Genomic DNA, 22,047 nt, shown 5'->3' with positions numbered 1-22,047 from the left:
CATGTTAGCCGACCCACTTGCGCGCGTTGCGGAACATGCGCATCCACGGCGACTCGTCGCCCCACGCATCCGGGGCCCACGAGTGGACCACGGTGCGGAACACGCGTTCGGCGTGCGGCATCATGGCGGTGAAGCGGCCGTCCTCGGTGGTCACGGCGGTGAGGCCGCCCGGCGAGCCGTTCGGGTTGAACGGATAGGTCTCGGTGGCCTGGCCGCGGTTGTCGACATAGCGCAGCGACTTCAGCGCCGCATCGATGTCGCCGGTCAGCGAGAAGTCGGCGTAGCCTTCGCCGTGGGCGATCGCGATCGGCGCCTGGGTGCCGGCCATGCCCTGGAAGAAGATCGACGGCGAATCCAGCACCTCGACCATGCCGAAGCGGGCCTCGAACTGCTCCGATTTGTTGCGGGTGAACTTCGGCCAGGCATGGGCGCCCGGGATGATGGACTTCAGGTTGCTCAGCATCTGGCAGCCGTTGCACACGCCCAGGCCGAAGGTGTCCTGGCGCTGGAAGAACCTGGCGAACTGCTCGGCCAGGGCCGGGTTGAACAGGATGGTCTTGGCCCAGCCCTCGCCGGCGCCCAGCACGTCGCCGTAGGAGAAGCCGCCCACGGCGATCAGGCCATGGAAGTCGTCCAGCCTGGCGCGGCCCGCGATCAGGTCGCTCATGTGCACGTCGACGGCGGTGAAGCCGGCCTGGTGCATCACCCAGGCGGTCTCGATATGCGAGTTGACGCCCTGCTCGCGCAGGATGGCCACGCGCGGACGCACGCCCGTCGCGATGAACGGGGCGGCGACATTCTCCGAGAGGTCGAACGTCAGCTTCGGGTTCATGCCCGGATCCTGCTCGTCCAGCAAGCGCTCGTATTCCGCATCGGCGCAGGCCGGGTTGTCGCGCAGGCGCGCGATGCGCCAGCTGGTCTCGCTCCACAGGCGGTGCAGGCTGCTGCGGCTCTGGTTGTAGATCACCTTGGCGTCGCGGGTGAATTCGATCGCGCCGCGGTCGTTGAGTTTGCCGATGATGTGGCTGCAGGCGCCCAGGCCCAGCTCGCGCAGCACGTTCATGACGGCGCCCTTGTCTTCCGCGCGCACCTGCACCACGGCGCCCAGTTCCTCGTTGAACAGTGCGCGCAGGGTCATCTCGTTGCGGCGCTCAGCCACCTGGCCGGCCCAGTTCTTGGCGTCGCCCCAGTCCGAAGCGTGCTCGCCTTCCATGGTCAGGATGTCGAGGTTGACCGAGACGCCGGTACGGCCGGCGAAGGCCATTTCGCACAAAGTGGCGTACAGGCCGCCGTCCGAGCGGTCGTGGTAGGCCAGCAGCTTGCCGTCCTGGTTCAGGCGCTGGATGGCCTGGAAGAAGGCCTTCAGGTCGCTTGGGGAATCGACGTCCGGCACGCTGTCGCCCAGCTGCTGGGTGACTTGCGCCAGCACCGAGGCGCCCAGGCGGTTCTTGCCGCGGCCCAGGTCGATCAGCACCAGGGCGGTCTCGCCCAGGTCCGAACGCAGCTGCGGGGTCAGCGAACGGCGCACGTCCTGCACGGGCGCGAACGAGGACACGATCAGCGAGACCGGCGAGATCACCGCCTTGCCCTGGCCCTCGTCGTTCCAGGTGGTGCGCATCGACAGCGAATCCTTGCCCACCGGGATCGACACGCCCAGTGCCGGGCACAGTTCCATGCCCACCGCCTTGACGGTATCGAACAGTGCGGCGTCCTGGCCCGGCTGGCCGCAGGCCGCCATCCAGTTGGCCGACAGCTTGATGTCGGAGATATCGTTGATGGCGGCGGCGGCGATGTTGGTGATCGCCTCGCCCACGGCCATGCGGCCGGAGGCGGCGGCGTCGATCACGGCCAGCGGGGTGCGCTCGCCCATCGCCATCGCTTCGCCCACGAAGCCCTCGTAGGACATGGCGGTGACGGCGCAGTCGGCGACCGGGACCTGCCAGGGGCCGACCATCTGGTCGCGTACGGTCATGGCGCCCACGGTGCGGTCGCCGATGGTGATCAGGAAGGACTTGTCGGCCACGGTCGGCTGCAGCAGCACGCGGCGGCCCGCTTCTTCCAGTTCGATGCCGGTCAGGTCGACCGGCGGGAAGCTATGCTTGACGTGTTCGACGTCGCGCAGCATCTTCGGCGGCTTGCCGAGCAGGACGTCCATCGGCATGTCGACCGGGGCGGCATTCGCCGGGTCGCTCGCCTGGTCGTCGATCAGGCGCAGCTGGCGCTCTTCGGTGGCGGTGCCGACCACGGCGAAGGGGCAGCGCTCGCGTTCGCACAGTGCTGCAAATTTCACCAGGTTATCAGGCGAAATCGCCAACACATAACGTTCTTGCGATTCGTTGGACCAGATTTCCTTCGGAGCCATGCCCGACTCTTCCAGCGGCACCTTGCGCAGCTCGAAGACCGCGCCGCGCTTGGCGTCGTTGACGATTTCCGGGAAGGCGTTCGACAGGCCGCCCGCGCCCACGTCGTGGATCGAGATGATCGGATTGTCGGCCCCCAGCTGCCAGCAGCCGTTGATGACTTCCTGGGCGCGGCGCTCCATTTCCGGGTTGCCGCGCTGGACCGAGTCGAAATCCAGGTCGGCGGTGTTGGTGCCGGTGGCCATGGAGGAGGCGGCGCTGCCGCCCATGCCGATGCGCATGCCCGGGCCGCCCAGCTGGACCAGCAGCGAGCCGACCGGGATCTCGTCCTTGTGGGTGTGCGCGGCGGAGATGTTGCCGATGCCGCCGGCGATCATGATCGGCTTGTGGTAGCCGAAGACCGCGCCCGCCGCGCCCACGTTCTGCTCGTAGGCGCGGAAGTAGCCGCCCAGCACCGGACGGCCGAATTCGTTGCTGAAGGCGGCGCCGCCGATCGGACCGTCGATCATGATCTGCAGCGGCGAAGCGATGCGCTCCGGCTTGCCGTAGACGCTGTCCGTGCGCCCTGCTTCGCCCTTGGTGACGTCGCTGGCGTTTTCCCATGGACGCTGGGCATCCGGCAGCAGCAGGTTCGACACCGTGAAGCCGGTCAGGCCCGCCTTCGGCTTGGCGCCGCGGCCGGTCGCGCCCTCGTCGCGGATCTCGCCGCCTGCGCCGGTCGAGGCGCCCGGGAACGGAGAGATCGCGGTCGGGTGGTTGTGGGTCTCGACCTTCATCAGGGTGTGCACCAGCTCGGTCGACGGCGCATACACTTCGCCCGCGCGTGGATGGAAGCGGGTCACGGTCGCGCCTTCGATGATCGAGGAGTTGTCGCTGTAGGCGACCACGGTGCCGCGCGGGTTCAGCTGGTGGGTGTTCTTGATCATGGCGAACAGCGACTTTTCCTGCTTGACGCCGTCGATGATCCAGTCCGCGTTGAAGATCTTGTGGCGGCAGTGTTCGCTGTTGGCCTGGGCGAACATCATCAGTTCGACGTCGGTCGGGTTACGCTTGGCCTTGGTGAAGGCGTCGTGCAGGTAGTCGATCTCGTCGATCGACATCGCCAGGCCCAGTTCCGTATTGGCGCGCACCAGCGCGTCGCGGCCCTGGCCAAGCACGTCGATCGCTTCCAGCGGCTTGCCTTCGAGTTCGCGGAAAAGCTGCCGGGCTTCGTCGGCATGGCGCAGCACGGTCTCGGTCATGCGGTCGTGCAGCAAGGCGATCACGCCGTCGATTTCCTGGCCGGCCAGCTTCTTCGGCGCGCCGATGCCGGTGCCCAGGATGCCGCCCTTCAGCACCACGGTATAGGCCACGCCGCGCTCGATGCGGTGGACATGCGCCATGCCGCAGTTGTGGGCGATATCGGTCGCCTTCGAGGCCCAGGGCGAAATCGTGCCCAGGCGCGGGATGACGAAGAACTCCTCGGTCACGCCCTCGTACAGTGCTTCCGGGGCCGGCTCGCCATAGGTGAGCATGGCCGTCAAGCGGTTGGTGTCATCCGTCGTCAGCGGCGCGCTGGCATCGATGAAGTGGTAGAAGCGCGCCTGCACTGCGGCAATCGACGGGGCGACGGCTTGCAATTGGCTCAGGAGGCGTTGGCTACGGAAGGCGGAGAGGGCGTTGGAACCCGGCAGAATCAACATGGCTTGGACAGTCGGTTGATGCAGCGTGGCTGCTAGGGTGGAAGATAGCCCGCTATTATACAGCGTTGCAACATTGCCTGATACCGAAGCCTCCTTGCGAAGATTTCTTGATATGAGCGATGCTTATAGGTATCTTTACGGTACAAAATGACAAGAAGCGCGCCTTGACCAGCCGCGCGCCACGTGCGGAGAGACGGCAACGATGCAAGAGAACGGAAACCTGGCGGTCCTGGTGGTCGATCCCAACCAGGGCATGCGCACCAGCCTGCAGAACATGCTGGCCCAGATCGGCATCTCGAAGGTCGAGTACGCCATCAATGCCAATACGGCGATCAAGCAGCTCTCGCGCCGCGCCTACGACGTCATCCTGTGCGAGTACGACCTGGCGAGCGGCTCCGGCGAGGGCCAGGACGGCCAGCAGCTGCTGGAAGACCTGCGCCACCACAAGCTGATCAATGCCTCGACCATCTTCATCATGCTCACGTCGGAGGGCGTGTACGGCAAGGTGGTCAGCGCGGCCGAGCTGACCCCGACCGACTACGTGCTCAAGCCCTTCACGGTGGACATGCTGAGCGGCCGCATCAAGCGCGCGCTCGAGCGCCGCGCCGCCCTGCTCCCGGCCTGGCAGCAGGCCGCGCAGGGCAAGCTGCGCGAAGCGATCCGCACCTGCGAGCAAGGCCAGGCCGCCAGCCCGCGCTTCGCCCTCGATTTCACGCGCCTGCGCGCCGACCTCCACGTGGCCCTCGGCGAGCATGCGCAAGCCGCCTCGATCTACCGCGAGGTGCTGGCCGAGCGCCCGCTGGGCTGGGCGGGCCTGGGCCTGGCGCGCACCATGGTGGCGCAGGAGCAGGTGGAGGAAGCGCGCGCGGTGCTCGAGCAGCTCATCCAGGGCAATCCCCAGCTGATGGGCGCCTACGACCTGCTGGCGCGCTGCATCGAGATCGACGGCACGCCCGCCGAAGCGCAGAAGGTGCTGGAGGAAGCGGTCTCGATTTCGCCGCACATGGTGCGCCGCCTGCGCAAGCTGGGCGAAGTCGCCATGGAAGCCGGCGACGCGGAGGTCGCCGAGAAATCCTTCCGCCAGGTGGTGAGCAAGGCGCGCTATTCCGAATTCCGTAATCCCGAAGACCATGTCAACCTGGTCAAGGCCCTGGTCACGCGCGGCGATGTCGCTGGCGCCGGCAACGTGGTGCGCGACCTGGAGCGCTCGCTGCGCGGCAGCCCGGCGGCGGATGCCTGCAAGGCCTATTCGAGCGCGCTGGTGCAGGACAAGGCCGGCAACCCGGCCGCCGCGGTGGCCGAGCTGCATGCGGCGGTGAATGCGGTGCGCGGCGCCAGCGGACTGTCGCCTGCGCTCAAGATCGGCCTGGCCCAGGCCTGCCTCGACCACAAGCTCGACTCCCAGGCCTCGGACGTCATGCTGACCGTGATGAACGACGTCGACAGCGGCGTGAGCAAGGATGAGGCGATCGGCGTCTTCGTGCGCGCCGGCCGCCCCGACCTGGCCGACGGCATGGGCCAGCAGCTCAAGGCGCAAGCCCAGATCCTGCTGGGCGTGGCGGACGAGAAGCGCAACATGGGCGACGTGCGCGGCGCGGTGCATACCCTGCTCGAGGCGCTGCACATGGCGCCGGACAACCTGCAGGTGATGGTGGCCGTGACCGGCGGCATTCTCCGCCAGATCAACGAGCTGGGCTGGGATCACCACCTGGGCGAAGTGGCCGCCGAACAGATGGAGCGGATCCGGGCGATCGACGCCCAGCATCCGCGCTTGGCGGCCCTGGGCGACGAGTTCGGAGCGGCAAAACGGAAGTACGGCATCGCCGCGGCCTGATTGCCGCTCATCGCGGCGCCCTGCCGCTCACGTGCTAGACTGGCCCATCGAAGCGTCAGCCGGTGAGCGCCGCCATGCTCGTCATTCTTCCGCGTCCCGCCCTGAGGCCGTTCATCGGACGGCTGTGGGCTTCCACGTCCACTCGCCGCCCGGCGGGGACGCGCGAACATGTGTTGCCCACCGGTCAGATGCACATGGTATTTCGTCTCGCCGGGGATGCGCTGCGCCTCTTCGCCGATGCGGACGACGCGCGCGGCACGCGTGTCGCCACGCCGGTGCTGGGCGGCGCCCGCACCAGTTTCTATATCAAGGAAGCGGCGGATCCCGTGCTGTCGGTCGGCGTGCAGCTCTTGCCCGGCGCCCTGCAGGCCTTGTTCGGCGTCAGCGCGGCGGAGCTGGCCGGGCGCCACACGCCCTTGTCGGAACTGTGGGGCGCGACCGCAGATACCTTGCTGCAGCAGCTTGCGGAGCAAAGCGATCCGCGGCGGCAACTGTTCCTCCTCGAGTCCGCGCTCGCCGCGCATTTCCCGGCCGAACCCACGCTGCATCCCAGCGTGCGGCGCGCCCTCGGCGCTTGTACGCGGCCTGGCCGGATCGACGAGATGGTTGTCGAGAGCCGCTACAGCCATCGTGGCTTCATCGCCCTGTTCAGGCAAGCGACCGGCATGAGTCCCAAGCGCTATGCGCGCCTGATGCGTTTCCAGGCGCTGCTGGCGTCCCTGCGCGAACATCCGGCGGCTTCGCTCGGCGCACTCGCCTACGGCGCCGGCTACAGCGACCAGGCCCACCTGACGCGCGAGTTCCGCGAGTTCGCCGGCGTCACGCCTGCCCAATACCGCCTGCTGGCCCCGGCGGCGGCGCACCACGTGGAGCTTCCCGGGCCGCAGGCGGGTCAAATTCATTCAAGACAGGCGGGCATCGGTCATCTATAGTTCCCTTTCAGTGTCCACTTCCGCTGCCAGGAGACTTTCCATGATCCATGAACTGTTTGCGTACCTGTGTGTGAACGACGCCAGCGCGGCGATCGACTTCTACGGCAAGGCATTCGGGGCCACCGAACTGTTTCGCCTGACCGAGCCCAGTGGCCGCATCGGCCATGCCGAGCTCGATTTCGGCGGCGTGACCGTGATGCTGGCGGACGAGTATCCCGAATACGGGATCCGCGGCCCGCATGGCCTCGGGGGCACGCCTGTCACGATCCACCTGCACGTGGATAACGCCGACGCCGTGGTCGAGCGCGCCCTAGCTGCCGGCGCCAGCCTCGAACGCAAGGTCCAGGACGAATTCTATGGCGAGCGCGGCGGCGTGGTGCGCGACCCGTTCGGGCACCGCTGGAATATCGGGCATAGCATCGAGAAGCTGTCTCCGGAGGAGATGCAGCGGCGGTATACGGCGCTGATGCAGCAAGCTTGAGTTGGTGTGCCGGCAAACTTGGGTTCCCGCCTTCGCGGGAATGACGTTGATTAAGTAATGTTGAGCAGTTACCGTCGTAACTCCGGACACGCCCTCGAGAACGTCATTGCCTCCACTGGAGGCAATGACTCCCCGCGCAGGCGGGACCCAAGTTCAACGCACGCCGAAAACCTCAGCGCGACCCGAAGCCCCCTCCCCCAGGCGTCTCGACCACGAACACGTCGTCAACGCCCATTTCGGTCTTGCCGATATGCCCCAGCGTCTCCACCCGCCCATCCGCACGCACTACCGTGTTGCGCCCGCGCTCACCCGGCTCGCCGCCGGCCATGCCGAAGGGTGCGTAGATCCGGTTGTTCGACAGGATCGCCGCGGTCATCGGTTCCAGGAAACGGACCTTGCGCACGCCGCCGTTCCCGCCATGCCAGCGCCCCGCCCCGCCCGAGCCCTGGCGGATGGCATAGCTCTCCAGGCGCACCGGGAAGCGGAACTCGAGGATCTCCGGATCGGTCAGCCGTGAATTCGTCATGTTGGTCTGCACCACGTCGGTCCCGTCGAAGCCCTCGCCCGCGCCCGAGCCGCCCGAGATGGTCTCGTAGTACTGGTAGCGCGCATTCCCGAAGGTGAAGTTGTTCATGGTGCCCTGGGCCGCCGCCATCACGCCCAGCGCGCCGTAGAGCGCATTCGTGATGCAGGTCGAGGTCTCGACGTTGCCCGACACCACTGAGGCCGGATAATGCGGATTCAGCATCGAGCCCGGCGGGATGATCACCCGCAGGGGCTTCAGGCACCCGGCGTTGAGCGGAATCTCGTCGTCCACCAGGGTGCGGAACACATAGAGCACCGCCGCCATGCACACCGCCGAGGGGGCGTTGAAGTTGTTCGGCAGCTGGCTGGAGGTGCCCGTGAAGTCGATCTCCGCGCTGCGCGTGGCCTGGTCCACGCGGATCGCCACTTCGATGCGGGCGCCGTTGTCCAGCTCATTGACGAAGTGGCCGTCCTTGAGCGCGGAAATCACGCGCCGCACCGCTTCCTCGGCATTGTCCTGCACATGCCCCATGTAGGCCCGCACGACATCGAGGCCGAAGTGCGCGACCATCTTGCGCAGTTCCTCGACGCCTTTCTGGTTGGCCGCCACCTGGGCGCGCAGGTCGGCCATGTTCTGGTCGGGATTGCGCGCCGGGTAGCGCGCGCCCTGCAGCAAGGCCCGCGCTTCGTCTTCGCGCAGCACGCCGTCGGCGCCGTCGACCAGCTTGAAGTTGTTGATCAGGACGCCTTCCTGCTCGATATGGTGAGAGTCCGGCGGCATCGAGCCCGGCGTGGTGCCGCCGATGTCGGCATGGTGGCCGCGCGAGCCGACGTAGAACAGGATCTCGCGCCCCGCCTCGTCGAACACCGGCGAGATCACGGTCACGTCCGGCAAGTGGGTGCCGCCGTTGTAGGGATCGTTCAGCACGTAGACGTCGCCCGCCCGCATGCGGCCGGCATTCTCGCGCATTACGGTCTTGATGCTTTCGCCCATCGAACCAAGGTGCACCGGCATGTGCGGCGCGTTGGCCACCAGCTTGCCGTCCTGGTCGAAAATCGCGCAGCTGAAGTCCAGGCGCTCCTTGATGTTGACCGAATAGGCCGTGTTCTGCAGCCGCAAGCCCATCTGCTCGGCGATCGACATGAACAGGTTGTTGAAGATCTCCAGCATCACCGGATCGGCCGTGGTGCCGATCGCGCGCCGCTCGGGCAGCGCCTCGACGCGCTGGAGCACCAGATGGTTGTAGGGCGTGACCTGGGCCTGCCAGCCCGGTTCCACGACGGTGGTCGCATTGTCCTCGGCAATGATGGCCGGGCCGCGCACCGTGTGGCCGGGCGCCAGCGTGCGGCGCGCGTAGAGGCCTGTCTCGCGCCAGCTGCCGCCGCTGTACATGCGCACCGTTTCCTGCGGTTCCGGTGCGCGGCTGTGTTCCGGCGCCGCCAGCGGCTGTTCCGGCGGCGCGTCCGAGCGGCCGATGGCCTCCACCGACACCGCCTCGACCACCAGCGCGCGCGACGGCATCAGGAAGGAATAGCGGCGCTTGTAAGCCTGCTCGAACTGCGCCTGCATCGCCGCCGCATCGCCGTGCAGGACCACCAGCGCCGAGTCGGTGCCCTCGTAGCGCAGGTGCACGCGCTCGACCAGCACGATGCGTTCCAGCGCCACGCCCTGGGCCAGCAGCTGGCCGCGCGCCTGTCCGCCCAGCGCCGCCAGGCGGGTGGCCAGTCCGGCCAGCATGCCGTCGCCCAGGCGCTCCTCGACCGCCTGTTCGCGCATCGCGGTCTGGTCGGCCAGGCCCATGCCGTAGGCCGACAGCACGCCTGCCAGCGAATGAATGAAGACCGTCTTCATGCCGAGCGCGTCCGCCACCAGGCAGGCGTGCTGGCCGCCGGCGCCGCCGAAGCTGGTCAGGGCGTATTCGGTGACGTCGTGGCCGCGCTGGACCGAGATCTGCTTGATCGCGTTGGCCATGTTGCCGACCGCGATCTGGATGAAGCCTTCGGCCACGCTTTCCGGGCTTGGCCGCTCGCCCGTCGCCGCGAAGATCTGGTCGGCCATGGCGGCGAAGCCTTCCTGCACGGCCGCGGCGTCGAGCGGTTCGTCACCGCCCGGCCCGAACAGGTGCGGGAAGTAGCCCGGCTGGAGCTTGCCGACCATGACGTTGCAGTCGGTGACCGCCAGCGGTCCGCCGCGGCGGTAGCTGCTCGGGCCCGGATTGGCGCCGGCGCTGTCGGGGCCGACGCGGTAGCGGCTGCCGTCGAAGTGCAGGATCGAACCGCCCCCCGCCGCCACGGTGTGGATGCTCATCATGGGCGCGCGCATCCGCACGCCCGCCACCTGGGTCTCGAACACCCGCTCGAATTCGCCCGAGTAGTGCGAGACGTCGGTGGAGGTGCCGCCCATGTCGAAGCCGATGACGCGCTCGAAGCCGGCCAGCTGGCTGGCGCGCACCATGCCGACGATGCCGCCCGCCGGCCCGGACAGGATACTGTCCTTGCCCTGGAAGGCGCGCGCATCGGTCAGGCCACCGTTGGACTGCATGAACTGCAGGTTCACGCCCGGCAGCTCGCCCGCCACCTGGTCGACGTAGCGGCGCAGGATCGGCGACAGGTAGGCGTCGACCACGGTGGTGTCGCCGCGCGCCACCAGCTTCATCATCGGGCTCACCTCATGCGACACCGATACCTGGGTGTAGCCGATCTCGCGCGCCATCCGCGCCACCGCCGCTTCGTGCGCGGTGTGGCGGTAGCCGTGCATGAAGACGATGGCGATCGAGCGCAGGCCGCTGTCAAAGGCCTGCTGCAAGGCCGCGCGCGAAGCCGCCTCGTCGAGCGGTTGGACGACATCGCCGTGGGCGCCGATGCGCTCCTCGATCTCGATGACTTCCGCGTACAGCAGCTCGGGCAGCACGATGTGGCGGTCGAACAGGCGCGGCCGGTTCTGGTAGGCGATGCGCAGCGCGTCGCGGAACCCGCGCGTGATGGCCAGCACGGTGCGCTCGCCTTTGCGTTCCAGCAGCGCGTTGGTGGCGACGGTGGTGCCCATCTTGACCGCCTCGATGCGCTCGACCGGCACCAGCGCCCCGCCCTCCGCGCCGAGCAGGTGGCGGATGCCGGCCACGGCCGCGTCGCGGTACTGTTCGGGATTCTCGGACAGCAGCTTGTGCGTGACCAGGCTGCCATCCGGCCGCCGCGCCACGATATCGGTAAAGGTGCCGCCACGATCGATCCAGAACTGCCAGTCCATGTGTGTCTCCGCACGATTGCTAGGGAAGCGCTATTGTAGTCGCACGGCGCGCCCGTTTTGGCGAAAATGCATGACAATGCCAGTCGCGTCAACCACCAGAGACTTTCGCATGGACCAGCGTCTTTACACCATTGCCCAGGTGCGCGCCATCGAAGAGGCGGCCTACGCCGGCCTCGCGCCCGGCACCCTGATGCGGCGCGCCGGCCAGGCCGCTGCAGCCTATGCTCTCGAACTGCTGGGCGAGGCGCGCGGCAAGCCCGTGCTCATCCTTGCTGGCCCCGGTAACAACGGCGGCGACGCGCTCGAGATGGCCGCCAACCTGGCCGACGCGGGCATCGACGCGACGGTGTTGCACCTGCCGGGCAGCGCGCAGGCCTCGAGCGAAACCGCCGCGGCCTACGAGCGCGCCCGTTCGGGGAGCGTCGGCTGGATCGACATGCTGCCCCCTGGCGCGGACTGGGGACTGGTGGTCGACGGCCTGTTCGGCATCGGCCTCTCGCGGCCCTTGCAAGGGGACTACCGCGAGCTGGCCGCCGGACTCGACGCGCTGGATTGTCCGGTGCTGGCCCTCGACGTGCCGAGCGGACTGGATGCGGACAGCGGCAACGTGATCGGCCCGGACGGCATCGCGGTACGCGCCACGCACACCCTCACCTTCCTCGGGGACAAGCCCGGACTGCACACGGCCGATGGCCGCGACCATGCGGGCCTGGTGCGGGTCGACATGCTGGGCGTGTCACCGGAGGAGCCGCCGCGTCCCCTGGCGCGCCTGAGCGGCACGGATGTTTTCCGCCGCCACCTGCGGGTACGGCGCCACAACACCCACAAGGGCAGCTTCGGCGACGTCGCCATCGTCGGCGGCGCCCACGGCATGGCCGGCGCGGCGGTACTGGCGGCCCGCGGCGCGCTGTACGCGGGCGCGGGCCGGGTCTACGTGGCGGCGCTCGACCAGGCGCCCGGCTACGACAGCGTTCATCCCGAGATCATGTTCCGCCTGGCCGACGACTTCGAGTTCGGCAAGCGCACCCTGGTGATCGGCCCCGGCATGGGCGGTTCGGCGAACGCGATGCGCCTGGTGGCCAAGGCGCTCGACAGCGACAGCCCGCTGGTGATCGATGCCGATGCCCTGAACCTGGTCGGCGCCAGCCCCGACCTGCAGTCGCGCCTGGCCCAGCGTTCGGCCCCGGCGGTGCTGACGCCCCATCCGCTCGAAGGCGCGCGCCTGCTCGGCATGACGACGGGTGTGGTGCAGGCAGACCGCCTGGAAGCGGCGCGCGAGCTGGCGCTGCGCATGAACGCGACCGTGATCCTGAAGGGTTCGGGCTCGATCATTGCGCGGCCGGACGGCGAAGTGCTGGTCAACCCAACGGGAAATGCCGGTCTGGCCACGGGTGGCAGCGGCGACGTGCTGGCGGGGATCTGCGGGGCGCTGCTGGCCCAGGGCTGGCCCGGCTGGGAAGCGGCAGCGGCGGCCGCCTGGATCCATGGCGCCGCCGCCGACCTGCTGGCCAGCGAGGGCGTGGGGCCGATCGGGATGACGGCGGGAGAGCTCCCGGCGGCGGCGCGCCGGGTGCTCAACCGCCTGGTCGCCTAGGCGACCAGGCGGCCGGCGGCGATGGTGAGCGTGCGGCCGCAGCGCGCCGCCATGGCCGGGTCGTGGGTCACCAGGACCAGGGTTGAACCGCGCTCGCGATTGAGTTCGAACATCAGCTGGATCACGGATTCGCCGGTGGCGGCATCCAGGCTGCCGGTCGGCTCGTCGGCGAACAGCAGCGGCGGCTCGGTGACGAAGGCGCGCGCCAGCGCAACGCGCTGCTGTTCGCCGCCCGACAGGTATTTGGGATAATGCTTGAGGCGGCTGGACAGGCCCACGCGCCCCAGCATCTCGCCAGCCTTCTCGCGCGCCCCGGCGTCGCCGCGCAGTTCCAGCGGCAGCATGACGTTTTCCAGGGCGTTCAGGTGGCCCAGCAGCTGGAAGGACTGGAACACGAAGCCCAGCTTGGCCTTGCGGAAGGCCGCGCGGCCGTCCTCGTCGAGCGCGAAGATGTCGGTCCCGTCCAGCTCGACCGTACCGCCCGAAGGCGTATCCAGGCCCGCCAGCAGGCCGAGCAGGGTCGACTTGCCCGAGCCCGAAGCGCCGACGAGCGCGAGCGTTTCGGCCGCTTGCACGGTAAAATCGATGTTTTGCAGGATGGTGAGTTCGCCGCTGGCGTCCGCCACCTTCTTCGACAGGCCGCTCACACGGATCGCCGGCGGCCTGGGTGCTTCACTGGTGACGCTACTTTTCACAGCTTCGGGGTTATCACGCATGCTTGCTTTTCTAAAGAAATGGTCGGTCTTCCTGGTGCTGGCGCTGGGCGCGTCGGCGAGCGCCTATTCTGCACCAAAAACCGTGCTCGTGGTGGGTGACAGCCTGTCGGCCGAATACGGCATCGCGCGCGGCGCGGGCTGGGTCGCATTGCTCGAGCAGAAGCTCAAGGCCGAGAAGATCCAGGCCAGGGTGGTCAACGCCAGCATCAGCGGCGAGACCACCAGCGGCGGCCGGGCGCGCCTGCCCGCCCTGCTCGGCCAGCACCGCCCCGACATCGTCGTGATCGAGCTGGGCGCCAACGATGGCCTGCGCGGCCTGCCTGTGGCCTCGGCCGACGCCAATCTGCGCGCCATGGTCGCCATGGCCAAGGAAAAGAAGGCCGAGGTCCTGCTGGTGGGCATGCGCATGCCGCCGAACTACGGCCGCGCTTACACCGAGAAATTCTTCGGCATGTTCAAGCAGGTCTCCACCGACACCCGCTCGCCGCTGGTGCCCTTCATGCTGGAAGGCGTGGCCGACAAGCCGGCGCTGTTCCAGCAGGACCGCCTGCACCCGCTGGCCGCCGCCCATCCGATCATCCTCTCCAACATCTGGCCGGCCTTCGCCTCGCTCATCAGGAAACAATGAAATACCCCGCTGTCCTCGGCTTTGCCGACATCCTCCCCGAACTGGACCAGTTCGACACCATCATCGACGCGCGCAGCGAGTCGGAGTATGCCCTCGACCACATCCCGGGCGCGATCAGCTGCCCGGTCCTGAACGACGAGGAGCGCGTGCGCGTGGGCACCCTGTACAAGCAGGTCGGCGCCTTCGAGGCCAAGAAACTCGGCGCGCCGCTGGTGGCCGCCAACATCGCCCGCTACATCGAAACGCTGTTCGCCGGCAAGCCGCGCGAGTGGAAGCCCCTGGTCTACTGCTGGCGCGGCGGCAACCGCAGCGGCTCGATGGCCCACATCCTGGCCAAGATCGGCTGGCCGGTGGTGCAGCTCGACGGCGGCTACAAGGCCTATCGCGCCCACGTGGCGGCGGCCCTCGGCGACCCGCCGGCGGTCGACTTCCGGGTGGTCTGCGGCACCACCGGCAGCGGCAAGAGCCGGCTGCTGGAGACCCTGGACCGGGTCGGCGCCCAGGTGCTCGACCTGGAACGCCTGGCCGCCCACCGCGGTTCGGTGCTGGGCCACCTGCCGCACGAGCCGCAGCCGACGCAGAAGATGTTCGAGAGCCAGATCTGGGACCGGCTGCGCCGCTTCGATCCCGCCAGGCCCGTGTTCGTGGAATCCGAGAGCAAGAAGGTCGGCAACCTGCGCGTGCCGGACGCCGTCATGGAGCGCATGCGCGCCTCGCCCTGCATATCCGTGAGCCTGTCGCGGCCGAACCGCGTGCGGCTGCTGATGGAGGACTACACCCACTTCTGCGCCGACCCGGGGGCCCTCAACGGGCAGCTGGAGCACCTGGTGCAGCTGCACGGGCGCGAGAAGATCGACGCCTGGCACCGGATGGCCAACGGCGGACAGATGGCGGAGCTGGTGGACCAGCTGCTGGTGGAGCACTACGATCCGGCCTACCTGCGCTCGATCGACAGGAATTTCGTGCGCTATCCGCAGGCGCGGGTGGTGGAGTTGAACGACATTGCGCCTGCCGACTTCGAAGCCGTGGCTAGAGCGCTGCACGCTACCTGAATCGCAGTAGTCAGCCCGTCGTACGCGCCACTGGCGCCTACGACTTCCGGCGAAGGCGGAACCTGAGTTCGCGCCGCTGCTGCCATCGCTCGCGATTGGCCGACCAGATACGCAAACAAACTTGGGTTCCGGCCTCCGCCGGAACGACGTGCAAAGTGCAGTGGTAAAAAAAAGCCCGGCCTGCTCACGCAGCCGGGCTTTTCCTCACGCGTCCGATTTACTCGGTCTTGTTCGCCGCATTCGCAGCCGCGTTGACCTTGGCCTTGGCCTTGACCTTCAGCGCTTCGATGTAGTTGTACATCTCCTGCTGGCCGATCAGGCCGCCGATCTGCTGGGCTTCCTGCTGGCGGCGCGCCTGGTCGGGCTGGGCCGGCTGCGAGACCTTGCCGATGCGGTAGACCGCATAGCCCTGGCCCGGCAGTTCCACGCCCACGTAGGCAGGCAGCTTGCTCACGTCGGCCTTCAGCGCCGCGATCGCGCCGGCCGGGTTGAACGGCGGCTCCTTGGTGCGGGTGACGATCTTGGCTTCGCCGAAACCGGTCGCATCGCCCGAGGCCTTGGCGGCGGCCAGCTTCTGCTCGCCGGCGGCGCGCGCCAGGCGGGCCGCTTCCTCGACGGTCACGCGCTGGCGGATCTGGGCGTCGACCTCGGCCAGCGGGCGCTTGCTCGCCGGGCGGAACTCGACCACGCGGCCGGCCACCAGCACGCTCGGCGCCACTTCGACGGCTTCGGTATTGCGCTTGTTCTTCACCGAGTCGGTGCCGAACAGCGCGGCCAGGAACTTCTCGTTGTTGACCGGAGCGTCGCCCAGGGCCGGATTCGGCTTGCGGGTCAGGTTGTCGACGGTCTGGATCTTCAGGCCCAGCTTGTCGGCCACCGGCTTGAGGCTGTCCGACTGCTCGTACACGGTGTTGCTGAAGGTCTCAGCCAGCTCCGAGTACTTCTTCGACATCTTCTGCTTCTTGAGGTCCGCGGCGATCTCGGTCTTCGCGTCTTCCAGCGGCTTCTGCGCGGCCGGCTTGATGGCGGTGACCTTGATCACGTGCCAGCCGAATTCCGACTGCACCAGGTTGCTGATCTCGCCTTCCTTGAGCGCATAGATCGCGTCCTCGACCGGCTTGACGAACAGGCCCTTCTCGACCACGCCGAGGTCGCCGCCGGCCTGGGCCGAACCCGGATCCTGCGACTGTGCCTTGGCGACGGCGGCGAAGCTGGCCGGGTCCTTGCGCACGGCGGCCAGCGCGGCTTCCGCCTTGGCCTTGGCGGCGGCCTGGTCGGCCGGCTTGGCGTCGCGCGGCACGGTGATCAGGATGTGGCTCGCGGTGCGCTGCTCGGGCGTCGTGTAGGCCTTGAGGTTCTTGTTGTAGTACTCGCTGATTTCGGCGTCGCTGACCTGCACCTGGCTGTCGACCACGGCCTGGTCGAACACGACGTACTCGGCCTTCACCTGCTCCGGCACCTGGAACAGGGTGGCGTTCTTGTCGTAGTAGGCCTTGACCATGTCGTCGGTGACCTTCACCTGCGGCAGGAAGTTCGTGATCGGGAAGACCAGCTCCTGGACTTCGCGTTCCTGGTCGCTGATGTTCGACAGGCGCTCCGTCACGCTGCGCGGCGCGAAGGCGGTGGACTGGATCGCGCCGGAGAGCTGCTGCACGGCGAGATCGCGGCGCAGGCGCTGGTCGAACATGGCCGGGGTCATGCCCTGGGCCGCCAGGGCCGCCTTGTACTGCTCCATGTCGAAGCTGCCGTCCGGCTTGCGGAAGGCCTGGATCTCCATGATCGTCTTCTGCAGGGTCGCATCGCTGACGGTCATGTGGCTGCGGTTGATCTCTGCGTTGATGGCGCGTTCGGCCACCAGGTTGTTCAGGACGGCGCGCTTGGCTTCCGGGGTCTCGAACAGCTTCTGGTCGAACTGTGCGCCCATCATCTGGCGCGCCTGGTCGATCTGGCGGCGCTGGGCGTCGTCCCATTCCTGCTGGGTGACCTTCTGGCCGCCGACCGTGGCCACGCCTTCGTTGGCGTTGCCGCGGTCCTGGTAGCTCTCGAGCCCGACGAGCACGAACGATGGCACGATCAGCAGCAGCAGTGCGCCCTGCATGATGCGCTTGTTGTTACGGACAAAATCAAACATGGTCAGCCTATCAAGCTTGAAAATGCTTTAACAGCACAGTTAAAAAAAAAGGCGAACTCGCGTTCGCCTCTTCTGGTCTCCCGGACTCCTTGCGGAGCACGGGCTGTATCGAATTCTGGCGGAGCGGACGGGGCTCGAACCCGCGACCCCCGGCGTGACAGGCCGGTATTCTAACCAACTGAACTACCGCTCCAGATTGTGTCGTGAGAGTTGGCGGAGCGGACGGGGCTCGAACCCGCGACCCCCGGCGTGACAGGCCGGTATTCTAACCAACTGAACTACCGCTCCAGTATTCTCACTTCACTGAGCACCTTCCGGAGAAACGCGAGAGGCCCGCATTCCAAGCCAATGGCTCAATACAGAACCAGTGGCACCTTCCGGTACACTTCTTCGCGTGTCATCGCGAAGAAGGCATTAGTTTACAGCATCTTTTAACGCTTTACCAGCCTTAAATTTCGGAACCTTCGCTGCCTTGATCTTGATGGGTTCCTTGGTGCGCGGATCGCGGCCGGTGCGCGCCGCGCGCTCGCCGACGGTGAAGGTGCCGAAGCCGACCAGCGTGACGCTGTCGTTGTTCTTCAGGCTGGTGGTCACCGCTTCGATCATGGCATCGAGTGCACGCGTCGCCGAGGCCTTCGTAATGTCCGCGGACTTCGCAATTTCTTCGATCAGTTCTGTCTTGTTCACTCTAACCCTCGTTTATACGTTGGACGCACAGCGCCCTACTTGCAAAAGTGCAAGCGCGTATTAAACAAGGGCAACTTTGGTCTGTCAAGCAAGTTCCGAGGATCGTGGCGGACTTGCATCCGAACGTATTAACGTCACAGCACTGATAGGATGAGTCATGGCCTCGCTCTCCTGGAGCGCATAAAAAAACAGGCGCCCAAGGGCGCCTGTTTCATTGGAGCGGTGGACCCGCTCAGTGCTTCACGACCTCGCCTTGTGCGTCGCTGGCGGCCGGCGTGACGGCGACGGCCGACACTTCGACCAGCGGCTCGGGCTGGCGCTCCAGGGCGATTTCAAGGACCTTCTCGATCCAGCGCACAGGCACGATCTCGAGCTTGTTCTTGACGTTGTCCGGGATCTCGGCCAGGTCCTTCACGTTCTGCTCGGGGATCAGGACCGTCTTGATGCCGCCGCGATGCGCCGCCAGCAGCTTTTCCTTCAGGCCGCCGATCGGCAGGACTTCGCCGCGCAACGTGATCTCGCCCGTCATCGCCACGTCGGCGCGCACGGGAATACCGGTGAATGCCGACACCAGCGCGGTCGTCATGCCGATACCGGCCGACGGACCATCCTTCGGCGTCGCGCCTTCCGGCACGTGGATGTGGATGTCGGTCTTCTCGAAGGCTTCGGCCTTGATGCCGAAGCGCTGCGCACGGCTGCGCACGACGGTGCGGGCTGCCTCGATCGATTCCTTCATCACGTCGCCCAGGGTGCCGGTACGGATGATCCCGCCCTTGCCCGGCACGTTGACGGCCTCGATGGTCAGCAGGTCGCCGCCCACCTCGGTCCAGGCCAGGCCGACCACCTGGCCGATCTGGTTTTCCTTCTCGGCCATGCCGAAGTCGTAGCGGCGCACGCCCAGGAACTTGTCCAGGTTCTTGCTGTTGACCAGCACGCGCTTGTCGCTCTTCTTCAGCAGCAGCATCTTGACGACCTTGCGGCAGATCTTCGAGATTTCACGCTCGAGCGAACGCACGCCGGCTTCGCGGGTGTAGTAGCGGATGATGTCGCGGATCGCCGATTCGTCGACCTTGATCTCTTCCTCGCGCAGGCCGTTGTTCTTGACCTGCTTCGGCAGCAGGTAGCGCTGCGCGATGCTGGTCTTCTCGTCCTCGGTATAACCCGACAGGCGGATCACTTCCATACGGTCGAGCAGCGCCGGCGGGATGTTGAACGAGTTCGAGGTCGCCACGAACATCACGTCCGACAGATCGAAGTCGACTTCGATGTAGTGGTCCGAGAAGGTGTGGTTCTGGGCCGGATCCAGCACTTCCAGCAGGGCCGACGACGGATCGCCGCGGAAGTCCGCGCCCATCTTGTCGATCTCGTCCAGCAGGAACAGTGGATTGCGCACGCCTACTTTTGAGAGCGACTGCAGCACCTTGCCCGGCATCGAGCCGATATAGGTACGGCGGTGGCCGCGGATCTCGGCTTCGTCGCGCACGCCGCCGAGCGCCATCCGCACGTACTTGCGGCCGGTAGCGCGGGCGATCGACTCGCCCAGCGAGGTCTTACCCACGCCCGGAGGACCGACGAAGCACAGGATCGGCGCCTTCAGCTTGTCGACGCGTTGCTGCACCGCGAGATACTCGAGGATGCGTTCCTTGATCTTTTCCAGGCCGTAGTGGTCGGACTCGAGCACTTGCTGGGCCTTTTCCAGGTCGATGGTGACCTTGGTCTTTTTCTTCCACGGCAGCGACACCAGGGTGTCGATATAGTTGCGCACCACGGTGGCTTCGGCCGACATCGGCGACATCAGCTTGAGCTTGCGGATTTCGGCCTGGGCTTTTTCCAGGGCCTCTTTCGGCATCTTGGCAGCGATGACTTTCTTCTCGAGCTCTTCGATATCGGCGCCTTCTTCGCCTTCACCCAGCTCTTTCTGGATGGCCTTGACCTGTTCGTTCAGGTAGTACTCGCGCTGCGACTTTTCCATCTGGCGCTTGACGCGGCCACGGATGCGCTTTTCGACCTGCAGGATGTCGAGTTCGCCCTCAAGCTGGCCGAGCAGGTGCTCCAGGCGCTTGGCGACGTTGAAGATCTCGAGGATGACCTGCTTCTGCTCGAGCTTGAGCGGCAGGTGGGCGGCCACGGTGTCGGCCAGGCGGCCGGCGTCGTCGATGCCGGCCAGCGAAGCCAGGATCTCGGGCGGGATCTTCTTGTTGAGTTTGACGTATTGGTCGAACTGCTGGACGATCGCACGGCGCATCGCCTCGACTTCGGAATCGTCGCCGATTTCCGAGGAGAGCGGGGTCAGCTGGGCCGTGAAATGGGTGGCGCCATCGGTGATCTCGTCGATGCGCGCACGCTGGGCGCCTTCGACCAGCACCTTCACGGTACCGTCGGGCAGCTTCAGCATTTGCAGGATATTGGCCACGCAGCCGATCTCGTAGATGTCTGCGGCGGAAGGTTCGTCCTTGGCGGCGGCCTTTTGAGCGGCCAGCATGATGCTCTTGCCCTGCTCCATCGCGGCTTCGAGCGCCTTGATCGATTTCGGACGGCCGACGAACAGAGGTATCACCATATGCGGAAACACGACCACGTCGCGCAACGGCAGGAGGGGCAGCGTCGTTTGCTCGGTTAATTTGGAAGTTGTCATGGCATACCTTATAGAAAGCGTGTTGCTGAACTTGGGCACTCGCGGCAAAAACTCAAGATAGGGGCCGCGAAAATATTTTCTACAAGTAAAAGAAAAACACTTGCTGCGAAAACTAGCCGTTCCAATAAAAGTCGTGGATTGAAATGAAAAAGCCACTGCGCGGGGTACCGCGAGTGGCTTTTCGATTGAAGCCTGCGTCTTTTATTGAGATCGATTTTACCGAGTTGAGTCCGCACGGCAAGCGTTTTGTTGCAACCGTGCAGGCTTTTTTCAGTTTTCGCCCGAAGCTTTTGGCGTTTCGCTGTAAATCAATAAAGGTTTTGCGGCATTCGTGATCGTATTTTCATCGATCACTACTTTGACGACATTCTGCTGGCTTGGCAATTCGTACATCACGTCCAGCAGCGCGTGTTCGAGGATCGAACGCAGGCCGCGGGCGCCGGTCTTGCGCGCCAGCGCCTTGCGGGCGATGGCGTGCAGGGCCGCAGGGCGAATCTCGAGTTCGGCGCCTTCCATTTCAAGCAGCTTCGAGTACTGCTTGATCAGGGCGTTCTTCGGCTCGATCAGGATCTGGATCAGGGCTTCCTCGGTGAGCTCGCTCAAGGTGGCGACCACCGGCAGGCGGCCGACCAGTTCCGGGATCAGGCCGAACTTGATCAGGTCTTCCGGCTCGGCTTCGAGCAGGATGTCGCTGTTGGAACGCTCGCTCTGGCTCTTGACCGCGGCCGAGAAGCCGATGCCGCTCTTTTCGGAACGGTTCTGGATGATCTTGGCCAGGCCGTCGAAGGCGCCGCCGCAGATGAACATGATGTTGGTCGTGTCGATCTGCACGAAGTCCTGGTTCGGATGCTTGCGGCCGCCCTGCGGCGGTACCGAGGCCATGGTGCCTTCGATCAGCTTCAGCAGCGCCTGCTGCACGCCCTCGCCCGATACGTCGCGGGTGATGGACGGGTTGTCCGACTTGCGCGAGATCTTGTCGATCTCGTCGATGTAGACGATGCCGCGCTGGGCCTTCTCGACTTCGTAGTTGCAGCTCTGCAGCAGCTTCTGGATGATGTTCTCGACGTCCTCGCCGACATAGCCGGCTTCGGTCAGGGTGGTCGCGTCGGCGATCACGAAGGGAACGTTGAGCATGCGCGCCAGGGTCTGGGCCAGCAGGGTCTTGCCGGAACCGGTCGGGCCGACGAGCAGGATGTTGCTCTTGGCCAGTTCGACGTCGTCCTTCTTGCCGAGGTGCTTGAGGCGCTTGTAATGGTTGTACACCGCCACCGACAGGATGCGCTTGGCCGTCTGCTGGCCGATCACGTACTGGTCGAGCAGTTCGGTGATTTCGTGCGGCGTCGGCAGGTCGGACTTGGCGCCCGCCACCGACTCGACGTTCGAGGTTTCGTCGCGGATGATGTCGTTGCACAGGTCGATGCATTCATCGCAGATGAACACCGACGGTCCCGCGATCAGCTTCTTGACTTCGTGCTGGCTCTTTCCGCAGAAGGAGCAGTACAGAAGTTTCTCGCCGCTGGAGGATTTTTTGTCTGACATGGGG

The 22,047-nt window shown here is 66.2% G+C and carries 13 protein-coding genes and 2 tRNA genes; 6 read left to right on the top strand and 9 right to left on the bottom strand.

Translation table 11 applies throughout. From position 1 onward, the window contains the following. Positions 1-4 precede the first annotated feature (4 nt). Positions 5-4,042, bottom strand: a complete 4,038-nt coding sequence (purL, locus tag KBW98_RS00210; protein ID WP_211518061.1) for a phosphoribosylformylglycinamidine synthase — start codon at positions 4,040-4,042, stop codon at positions 5-7. A 202-nt stretch (positions 4,043-4,244) separates the two neighbouring features. Here purL and KBW98_RS00205 point away from each other — a divergent pair, with 202 nt between their 5' ends. The 3 genes from KBW98_RS00205 (at position 4,245) to KBW98_RS00195 (ending at position 7,289) form a co-directional block, all read left to right on the top strand. Further along, positions 4,245-5,876 (top strand): response regulator, encoded by a 1,632-nt coding sequence (locus tag KBW98_RS00205; protein ID WP_211518060.1) that lies wholly within the window; start codon positions 4,245-4,247, stop codon positions 5,874-5,876. A 74-nt stretch (positions 5,877-5,950) separates the two neighbouring features. After that, on the top strand, positions 5,951-6,808 hold the full coding sequence (locus KBW98_RS00200; protein ID WP_307727563.1) for a helix-turn-helix domain-containing protein: 858 nt from the start codon (positions 5,951-5,953) through the stop codon (positions 6,806-6,808). A gap of 40 nt (positions 6,809-6,848) precedes the next feature. Next, the gene (locus tag KBW98_RS00195) at positions 6,849-7,289 is read left to right on the top strand and encodes a VOC family protein (protein WP_211518058.1); all 441 of its coding nucleotides are present in this window, start codon (positions 6,849-6,851) and stop codon (positions 7,287-7,289) included. 172 nt (positions 7,290-7,461) lie between these two features. Here KBW98_RS00195 and KBW98_RS00190 read toward each other — a convergent pair whose 3' ends face one another. Further along, positions 7,462-11,061 carry a hydantoinase B/oxoprolinase family protein gene (locus KBW98_RS00190; protein WP_211518057.1) on the bottom strand — a complete coding sequence of 1,200 codons (3,600 nt, stop codon included), beginning with the start codon at positions 11,059-11,061 and terminating at the stop codon, positions 7,462-7,464. A gap of 109 nt (positions 11,062-11,170) precedes the next feature. Between KBW98_RS00190 and KBW98_RS00185 the strand changes: the two genes are divergently transcribed. After that, on the top strand, positions 11,171-12,655 hold the full coding sequence (locus KBW98_RS00185; protein ID WP_211518056.1) for an NAD(P)H-hydrate dehydratase: 1,485 nt from the start codon (positions 11,171-11,173) through the stop codon (positions 12,653-12,655). Here KBW98_RS00185 and KBW98_RS00180 read toward each other — a convergent pair. Continuing rightward, positions 12,652-13,371 carry an ABC transporter ATP-binding protein gene (locus tag KBW98_RS00180; protein ID WP_211518055.1) on the bottom strand — a complete coding sequence of 240 codons (720 nt, stop codon included), beginning with the start codon at positions 13,369-13,371 and terminating at the stop codon, positions 12,652-12,654. The two genes, KBW98_RS00185 and KBW98_RS00180, sit on opposite strands and share 4 nt — an antisense overlap. On the opposite strand from KBW98_RS00180, the gene KBW98_RS00175 reads away from it, so the two are divergent. Further along, positions 13,370-13,999, top strand: a complete 630-nt coding sequence (locus KBW98_RS00175; protein WP_211518054.1) for an arylesterase — start codon at positions 13,370-13,372, stop codon at positions 13,997-13,999. The two genes, KBW98_RS00180 and KBW98_RS00175, sit on opposite strands and share 2 nt — an antisense overlap. Then, complete coding sequence (mnmH, locus tag KBW98_RS00170) at positions 13,996-15,051, top strand: tRNA 2-selenouridine(34) synthase MnmH (RefSeq protein ID WP_211518053.1); 1,056 nt, start codon at positions 13,996-13,998, stop codon at positions 15,049-15,051. The genes KBW98_RS00175 and mnmH overlap by 4 nt, the downstream gene beginning before the upstream one ends. 217 nt (positions 15,052-15,268) lie before the next feature. On the opposite strand, the gene KBW98_RS00165 is transcribed toward mnmH, so the two are convergent. From KBW98_RS00165 to clpX, 6 genes are all read right to left on the bottom strand, one after another. Then, positions 15,269-17,182: a SurA N-terminal domain-containing protein gene (locus KBW98_RS00165; protein WP_211518052.1), complete on the bottom strand. Its 1,914-nt coding sequence runs from the start codon at positions 17,180-17,182 to the stop codon at positions 15,269-15,271. 116 nt (positions 17,183-17,298) lie between these two features. Continuing rightward, positions 17,299-17,375, bottom strand: a tRNA-Asp gene (locus KBW98_RS00160). Between the two features lie 18 nt (positions 17,376-17,393). Continuing rightward, positions 17,394-17,470 (bottom strand) — tRNA-Asp (locus KBW98_RS00155). 126 nt (positions 17,471-17,596) lie between these two features. After that, entirely contained in the window at positions 17,597-17,869 is a 273-nt protein-coding gene (locus KBW98_RS00150; RefSeq protein WP_211518051.1) for an HU family DNA-binding protein, read from the bottom strand. Positions 17,870-18,101: 232 nt separating this feature from the next. Continuing rightward, positions 18,102-20,504 carry an endopeptidase La gene (gene lon / locus KBW98_RS00145; protein WP_211518050.1) on the bottom strand — a complete coding sequence of 801 codons (2,403 nt, stop codon included), beginning with the start codon at positions 20,502-20,504 and terminating at the stop codon, positions 18,102-18,104. Positions 20,505-20,774: 270 nt separating this feature from the next. After that, positions 20,775-22,043, bottom strand: coding sequence for an ATP-dependent Clp protease ATP-binding subunit ClpX (gene clpX / locus KBW98_RS00140; RefSeq protein WP_211518049.1), 1,269 nt, complete (start codon positions 22,041-22,043; stop codon positions 20,775-20,777). Between the last annotated feature and the right edge of the window lie 4 nt (positions 22,044-22,047).

Origin of the sequence: Massilia sp. ST3, from assembly GCF_018119405.1 — a bacterium.
GTDB lineage: Bacteria > Pseudomonadota > Gammaproteobacteria > Burkholderiales > Burkholderiaceae_D > Telluria.
The sequence above is the reverse complement of the archived record's forward strand: the minus strand, read 5'-3'. Positions and strand labels throughout refer to the sequence as shown.